The organism is Pseudomonas sp. o96-267, from assembly GCF_003935465.1.
GTDB lineage: Bacteria > Pseudomonadota > Gammaproteobacteria > Pseudomonadales > Pseudomonadaceae > Aquipseudomonas > Aquipseudomonas sediminis.
In genome coordinates, this window is record NZ_RHQP01000003.1 from 214906 (window position 1) to 222231 (window position 7326).

8 protein-coding genes and 1 pseudogene are annotated in these 7326 nt (G+C 57.6%); all 9 read right to left on the reverse strand.

The window, feature by feature from the left end; all coding sequences use genetic code 11:
- Nucleotides 1-222: 222 nt before the first annotated feature.
- Nucleotides 223-1781, reverse strand: a protein-coding gene (locus EGJ86_RS03395) for an IS3-like element ISPa31 family transposase (RefSeq protein ID WP_125834058.1) whose coding sequence is annotated in 2 segments (ribosomal slippage) — nt 223-1319 and nt 1319-1781 — 1560 coding nt in all. Because the reading frame shifts where the segments join, the coding sequence is not laid out codon by codon here.
- Nucleotides 1782-2619: 838 nt separating this feature from the next.
- Nucleotides 2620-2784, reverse strand: a pseudogene (locus tag EGJ86_RS03405) (LysR family transcriptional regulator); the annotation flags it as partial.
- Nucleotides 2785-3834: 1050 nt separating this feature from the next.
- Complete coding sequence (locus tag EGJ86_RS03410; protein ID WP_125834059.1) at nt 3835-4158, reverse strand: XRE family transcriptional regulator; 324 nt, start codon at nt 4156-4158, stop codon at nt 3835-3837.
- A complete protein-coding gene (locus EGJ86_RS03415; protein ID WP_125834060.1) occupies nt 4115-4516 on the reverse strand; it encodes a type II toxin-antitoxin system RelE/ParE family toxin in 402 nt (133 codons plus the stop codon). The genes EGJ86_RS03410 and EGJ86_RS03415 overlap by 44 nt, the downstream gene beginning before the upstream one ends.
- A 282-nt stretch (nt 4517-4798) precedes the next feature.
- Complete coding sequence (locus EGJ86_RS03420; RefSeq protein WP_125834061.1) at nt 4799-5302, reverse strand: hypothetical protein; 504 nt, start codon at nt 5300-5302, stop codon at nt 4799-4801.
- A 1-nt stretch (nt 5303) separates the two neighbouring features.
- A complete protein-coding gene (locus tag EGJ86_RS03425; protein ID WP_125834062.1) occupies nt 5304-6560 on the reverse strand; it encodes a hypothetical protein in 1257 nt (418 codons plus the stop codon).
- Nucleotides 6557-6847, reverse strand: coding sequence for a hypothetical protein (locus EGJ86_RS03430; RefSeq protein WP_125834063.1), 291 nt, complete (start codon nt 6845-6847; stop codon nt 6557-6559). The genes EGJ86_RS03425 and EGJ86_RS03430 overlap by 4 nt, the downstream gene beginning before the upstream one ends.
- Before the next feature lie 2 nt (nt 6848-6849).
- A complete protein-coding gene (locus EGJ86_RS03435) occupies nt 6850-7038 on the reverse strand; it encodes a hypothetical protein (RefSeq protein ID WP_125834064.1) in 189 nt (62 codons plus the stop codon).
- A gap of 108 nt (nt 7039-7146) precedes the next feature.
- Nucleotides 7147-7326, reverse strand: a 180-nt coding sequence (locus EGJ86_RS25170) for a hypothetical protein (protein WP_218565867.1), incomplete at its 5' end; no start/stop codon positions are given.

Below are 7326 nucleotides of genomic sequence, written 5' to 3' on the forward strand. Positions count from 1 at the left end.
TAATATTTTTAGAGCATAACCGGCCACGCCGCCAACGCAAATGTTCCTGTATATGGCAGAGCGAACTTCGGCCGGTTATCGCGGCGGCGCCAGGTACGCTCCGGCGACAGACCGATGTACCTGAAACTGGGTGTTCGGTGCGTCCTGAAAGGTCGGTTGGTTGCGGCTCTGAGGCGGGCGCCCCCGGCGTTTTTCAAGATAGTTGTCGCGTCGACCGTGTTTTCAGGCAGCCTTTTTCTGCGGCTGTTGTTCCTGCTCCCGCTCGGGGTTGAGTGTCACCGCTCCGACCGGCGTCCAGTTGCGTGTGGTGCCTGACCAGCGCTCCGGCATGCGCTGGCGGGCTTCTTGGTACAGCGCATGGCGATGGGCCAGCGCGCGGTGATCTTCACCCCGATGGCGCTCTGCCGGTGTCACGAAACCGATGCGGCTGTGCCGGTGCTCGTGGTTGTACCAGCGGATGAAATCTCTCACCCAGCAACGTGCCGCTTCCAGGTCGGCGAAGCCTTGTTTCGGCCACTGCGGGCAGTATTTCAGCGTGCGGAACAGCGATTCCGAGTAGGGGTTGTCGTCGCTCACCCGCGGGCGGTTGTGCGACGGCGTGACGCCCAGGTCGTACATCTTTTGCAGCATGGTCGCCGATTTCATCGGTGCACCGTTGTCCGAGTGCAGTACCGGCGGCTTGAGCAGGCACTGCTCGCTGAGCACGCTGCGTTGCAGCAGCATGGCACCCAGCTCGCCGCTTTCCTGTTCGCGGACCTCCCAGCCCACCGCCTTGCGGCTGTAGATGTCCTCGATCAGGTACAGGTAGAAATACTTCCCGCGTACCGCCGCCGGGAGATAGGTGATGTCCCATGACCAGACCTGATTGGCGGCGGTCGCTACATGGCTGGTCGGCGCTTTCACCGTGCGCGGTGGCTGGCTGCGACCGCGGCGATGCTGCTGATCGGCTGCGTGCAGGACGCGGTAGAACGTCGACTCCGAGGCCAGGTAACGCCCGGCATCCGCCAGCCTCGGCACGATCTGGCTGGGCGGCAGATGCGCGTATTCCGGGCTGTTGCAGACGGCCAGGATGGCTTCGCGCTCAGCCGGGCTCAGTGCATTGCGCGGCACCGGTCGCTTGGCTGTGGGCCGGGCATCAGCGCGCACGACGTTCTCCTCGGTCCAGCGTTGCAGGGTGCGCAGGGACACGCTCAGCTCCTTGCAGGCCAACGTTTTACGGGCACCTGCGGCGACGGCTTCGTTCAGCCATTCAACGAGTTTCTGCCGTTCTGGCAGCGGGATCAGTTGTCCTCGCTGTCGTTGCCCCAGTAGGCGTTCAGCTTTTTTCGCAGCACCAGAATCGCTGCCGCCTCGGCCAACGCCTTGTCCTTGCGGCGCAGCTCGCGCTCCAGCTCACGGATGCGTTTCTTGTCTGCCTTGGCTTGCTCGCGCTCGGCCTGTCGCTGCGCCTGTGCCGACTGCTGGCCGCTGATGCACGCCTGCCGCCAGGTCTGCACCTGCTCGGGGTAGAGCCCCTTACGTCGGCAGTACTCGCTCAGTTCGATTTCCGACAGCGCAGCGGTTTCCAGCACGACGGCGAACTTGGCCTCGGCCGACCAGTCATCGGGCAGTTTCTTGTCTCCTGGCACGGGGGCTCCTTCAGCCTTGGCCTGTTTGCGCCAAGCATACAGGGTCATCTCGGAGACGCCTTCCTGGCGGGCGACCTCAGCCACGGACAGGTTGATCGGTGGCAGCAGCTTCTTCAGCAGGGCAGCTTTTCGTTCAGCAGAGTAACGCGGCATTGCATGGCTCTTTCCGCCCCCGGGGTTCAGTTTGGGTGAATCCGATCAGGCGACAACTATCCTGACACCGGGGGAACTGGTCGGCATTGAAGGAAAGTTGATCGTCACCGACGTGGTGCCGCTGGATACAAGTCGCCTAGTCACGCCTGGAGACATTTCATCGCTCGCGTATACGGTCATTCCTTGGCTGGTGGGGCAAGCCCTCGTACAAACGCCCATGCAGGCGGCGAGGCCCATCAAGCTTTACCAGGCAGCTGATTCCAGCTTGCTTGCATGGGATGACCCTATCGTTTCAGAAAATGATGTCCGGTATGCCAGTGCACTGCATGCTATCGAACCGAGTCTTGTTTTGCTCCGCGGTCGGCTGCAGCCCTACATCCAGCTGCATGTGAAACTGACCCAGGTGATGCCCAACCTTGTAGGCAAGAAAAAACATGCCTGGGTCAAAACCGGCGACCTGATCGTCAAAGCGAAGCTCAAAACTAAGAAAACGGACGAAGGCTGGGAAACTACGTACGAGCACCCTGTCGAGAAGCTGCTGACCTTCATGGGCGTACAGTCGTTTCCTCCAATGGTCGACGGCGACATCCCCGTCGACAGCGACGTGAGACCCATCTACGCCATCCCACCGTCGAATCCAATGATTGCGTCAGGTCCTGGCCCGCTGTTCCTCGACCAAGCCGGCTTTCACCTCCTTACAAGTCTGCCTGGAACGGCTCCGCTTCTGGTCAAGAAGGCGGTGGCTAGCTTACGAGAGGAGAAGGTTGTCACCACGGGAGAGGTCGCCAATCTGAACGTGATGGTACTCGCAGCCCACGCTGACGTGATGCTGCGGCTACAACCGCACGCCCAAGCGAGCCTCCATCGCCGCTACGCGCTTCGAAACAATCGAAGGATGACGCTGCAAGCGGCGTCCGGCAGCCACGAACGAGCCTTCGTCGGCGACTGCGAGCAGTGCGGCTATTTCATCGCTGTGTCGATTGTCGAGCAGCTCGGAGTTCATGACGTAAAGGCGCTTGGCTGAATGTGGCTACAGTATGAGAGCGCTATTCAGAATGAACAATGTTGGTGATTTGCACTTCATAGATGCATGCGGTGCATCAATAAGTCTTGCCATACTACGAGTGGGAATGACTGCCTTTGGCCGGAAGCGGACGATCTGAATGGGCTATAGGTTCATTGGTCATGGACGCACCAATGTCAATAACACCGACACACGGGGCGACCGGGTCGCCCTCCACGTCGCAGTGACACAGATCGACGAGAACTGCGCCAAGACATCAATACCGGTACCCTCTGGAATACCACTGGCTCGCCTTGGGCAAACAGAGGCGACTCAAACAGTCGGTCCCACTCACGCTCAACCGCCCCTTCGTGCTCGGGTCGCTTTTCGACGCCGGGATCCATATGCCTTCCTCCTTCCGTGTTCCGATTCGATAACCGCCAGGGGGCATGAGGGTTGCAGCTCCGCGACCAGGGCCAACGGATAAGGGGATGAGATGGCCGTCGACTTAGTACACCTGATGCACTAATTAATTTTCATTCTCATCTATTGACGACCAGTAGGCAGCGCCGTAAGATGAAATTGTTCTCGCGGACTTCACTGCCATATAGGCAGCTTAGAGATGATGAAACGCTTTCGAGCGAATTACCTTCACCGCCCAGCGGGTGGCTGAACGCGAGAATGCTTTACCCTTCACTGCCATCTGGGCAGCTTAGAAAAAGGTTTGGATGGCCTCGGCCTACAACCCGAATGCTCCACGTTAATGGCCTTCTGACTGAGGCCATCTCAGCCAATGTAGGCTGTTTAGAGAGAATGTACCTATCCCTCGGGAAAGGCCCTGCTAAATGCAGAATTTCAGCCATGTAGGCTGTGGAAGGTAAGTGGGTCAGTACTCCTTCGCCCGGGAGATGCTCCGTAACATTCCGTTATGGGGAATCACCCAATAAGAAACCGCCTCTTGTGGGCGGTTTTTTATTTCCCTCCCAAGGTAGCCATCTTAGTAACCAAGGTTCAGTGGTTGAGGGTGCGCCAATAGTCGAAGACTCACGCCTAGGATGCGTCCGTCCCGATTTCGGCAAAATTGCTGATCTTCACCGCACCATCAGGAAAGCGAGCAATAACTTCCAACTGCCCCCCCATCGCCTCGATATGGCTGCGCAGGGTGGAAATGTACATGTCGGTGCGCTTTTCCAGCTTGGCAATCGAGGGTTGCTGTACATGCAGCACCTCGGCCAGCACCTTCTGGGAAAGACCACGCGCCTGACGCAACTCATTGAGTGGCATTTCAGCCAGCAGCTCCTGGGCCTTTGCCTCGATGCGAACCTGAGACTCAGGCGCCATCTTTGCGCGCAGTTCTGCAAATTTCGTAGCCATCTATCAGGCCCTCCTTCCGAAGCTGCTCCAGATGCTCGTCATACAGACGGTCAGCCAGCGGAACATTGATTTCATACCAGCGATCATCACCGGCCTTGCTACCACCAATTAGCAGAATGGCCGAGCGCCTGGGATCAAAAGCGTATAGCGTCCGGTATGGACGCCCCACATGTTGTGTTCTCAGTTCCCGCATGTGGCCATGGCGCGAGCCATTGATTCCGCTGCTATGTGGAAACCCGAGCGACGGACCCCGTTCCTCTAAAAGCCGAACGGACACAGCAACGGATTCTTGCTCATCAGCAGACAGGCTTTCCCACCAGTCACCGAACTCGTCGGTGTATTCGACATCCCAAGCCATGAGAATATAGCCCCAAGGGAATATTCCATCAATGGAATATAGAGATCAAATGGACGAGAGCGGCCAGAAGCGTAGCGAGACTGCCAGATGCTCGGGAGCGGAATGGGGCATGGCCAAGCTCGAATGGCAGATACACGACGTCTGTCGCAGCTAGATCCTAGGACGATACAAACGCCCCTGAGGCGGTCTAAGGATGGACGCCAGCCGGTTCATTGGCCATGGGACGCACTAATGTCCATAACACCGTAACACTAGTGTGTGGACACCGACTTGTTGTGCATTTCATTGGAGGCGATGCCTCCCTGTCTTGATGAAGAGCTCTGCAAAAGCCATCCAGTCGCGCAGGTAGACATACACGACACCGCCATCCACCAGGCAGGTTGACCCTATTGAGCTTTTGTCCCAAAAATCAAAAAATGGAAGCCGTTCTATGTCGCCGCGGCTCACGCACTTATGGCCCTCGCAGATAAAGACCGGGAGCCCAAAATACGTTGTTTCCAGAGCCCGTTTTTCAGCTCGACGCAAGCGCTTAAGTTCAGTCAGATAGTTTTCACTAACTCGCCTCGGCTCCCCAAGTCGAATAGCGAGCATTTTCCAAAAAGCGGCTTCTCGATGCCTGTCGCACATCATGTACCCGGCTGCTTTCTCAACGAGATAGCTCAGATAAACATCCCCACGCATGGCCCTAACAATCATCAACCGCTGAGCAAGGCCAGCATTTTCAAGCAGAGAAAGCACCGCGATAGCCCCGTGTTCTTTCGCTTTTCCGATCTGCTCTGCACTCATCTCATACTCCCATGTCCGCCTCCAAGATCCGTCGCTTGATCTCAGAGTCCAACCTGCCAATCTGCTCCGGACTGAGCGCCTGGATCTCGCGCAGACGCAAGATTTCAGCATGCCCAACGCACTGCTCAAAGGCCCACTCGTGCAACTCGGGTACAAGCTCAATGATGGCCCTTGTCAGCTTCTCAGTCACTTTGCTGCCGTGGCGCAGGTACTCCCGGATCACGCCCTGCCGTCCCTCGTTTGAAAGCCTTTTCGCAACTCCGTCGAGTCGCTTCAACGCCGGGTGCACTACGCCATGAGCCAGTAGCCGCTCCAGGGTTATTAGGCCACTTTCGAGGTTCGTGCAGCGATCTAGCCAAGCCTGGCTGCGGGTGCCATCGAGCAGTAGATGACCGGCGTCGAAAAGGCCCGGATCAAAGCCCTGGAGGTAGTCAAGGATAAGATCTGCCATTTCCCTGCCATAGCGTTCTTCGCCTTCCCTAAAAAGCAGCCTTCCAGCGCGGGTGTTTACCACTGCTTTGTCGGCGGAAAAGCCTTCGCCGGGGTACTTCTTGATCATCGGCTCGCCCAAGAAGCGGGTCGCGTCAGCGCCGACCATCGACCACAACTCGGGGTAGCCGATCAGGAAGTGATCGAGGTAGCGATCAAAAAACGGGCGCTTGAGTGCCGGATGCTCATACAGCTGATCCACGGCCTTGCCCAGCTCCTGCATCAGCTGCTCAAGCACTGTCGCCGGGGCGTGGCCAAGGGCGATCGCGAAGGGTGCCGCCTTGGTTACCAGTCGCATGATCGCCGTGCTCGGATCGAAGCTCAGCCGACTGGACTTGCTCCAGCTCGGCAGGCGCCCGAACTGGTCAATGTCCTCGCGCACCAGGATCTCTCGCGTGTTTAGCCGCCGCTCGCGCAGCAGGCCCGTTACCAGGCCCTCGATATCCGCCTGCGGGTGAATGGCTTTGAGGCAGGGGATGTTCAGGTCACTCAGCAGCATACGCACAAAGCGATCCAACTGCTCTTCGCTCAACAGACCGTCCAAGTATCTCTCGCAGTTGAGTACAAAGAAGGCGCCGTAGTACCACGGAAAACAGTCGGTGTTGACCAGTCCGCCTCGCAGAAAAAGTAGGGTCTGGCGGGGCTTTTTCATCCAGATACTGCGCTTGATCTGCTCCTCCGTGGCCTCGATCAGCGGGGCACTGTCGAGCTGGGTACGGATCAGCGGATTGATGTCGAGCTTGTGTCCGTCAGCCGGAAGATCACTCATCGCAAGTGCCCTCTTTTCCCTCGAATCAGAACGGCTTCGAGCCGCTGGCCATGATCGATGGTGTCCCGAATGTCCTGGCGTTGCTCAGGCGTCTGATGCCAGCTGCGGTCGCTCAGTTCGGATTCGAGCTGGTACTGGCCGTCAAAGTCCATTGGATTCGTCACCTGGACAACCTGAAGCTGTTCGAGCTCGTGCACGGCATCAAAGCCCGTCTCGTAGCCGTCGACGATGATTTTCGCGTCCTGCGGCAATGCGGACAGGGCTTCGATCAGGTCTTTGACGCGCACGGTCAGATCCCCTCCCCACCCCCGCAGTGAAAGACGTCACCCGACACCACGGCAAAGAAATAATGAGGACTGAAAGTGTTGCTTTTGACTTCATGAAGCGTGATCAATCGCTCCAGTGCCCAACCATCACGCCCGGTCATCTGCACTGGCAACACTACCTGCACGTCAACAGATAAGATCCTATCATTCACGTCAGCCCTCTCCATAAACTACTTAAACTCCCCGATCCCGCCGGGCATCACTTCCGAGTAATAAACCCCGTCAGCCGCCCGCACCTCTATTCGCACATTAAACCGGGCTTAAGAAAACTCCAGCTCAACCACCCTGAAATACTCTGAGCCTGGATCAGGCTGAAAGACCTCCCCCTTAAAATCCACCCAATCACGATGTGTTTTAAACATATGAATCGCCCCGGCTTTTGTGGAGGCCGTTTCGTTTAAGTCAGGCCGCCATGGCCTGACCTGCTTGTTGCTGGTGGA

Bases quoted from the DNA above. Each gene is read 5' to 3' on its own strand.
- EGJ86_RS03425 (WP_125834062.1), bottom strand. From the start codon at position 6,560: ATGAGTGATCTTCCGGCTGACGGACACAAGCTCGACATCAATCCGCTG.
- EGJ86_RS03415 (WP_125834060.1), bottom strand. From the start codon at position 4,516: ATGGCTTGGGATGTCGAATACACCGACGAGTTCGGTGACTGGTGGGAA.
- EGJ86_RS03410 (WP_125834059.1), bottom strand. From the start codon at position 4,158: ATGGCTACGAAATTTGCAGAACTGCGCGCAAAGATGGCGCCTGAGTCT.
- EGJ86_RS03420 (WP_125834061.1), bottom strand. From the start codon at position 5,302: ATGAGTGCAGAGCAGATCGGAAAAGCGAAAGAACACGGGGCTATCGCG.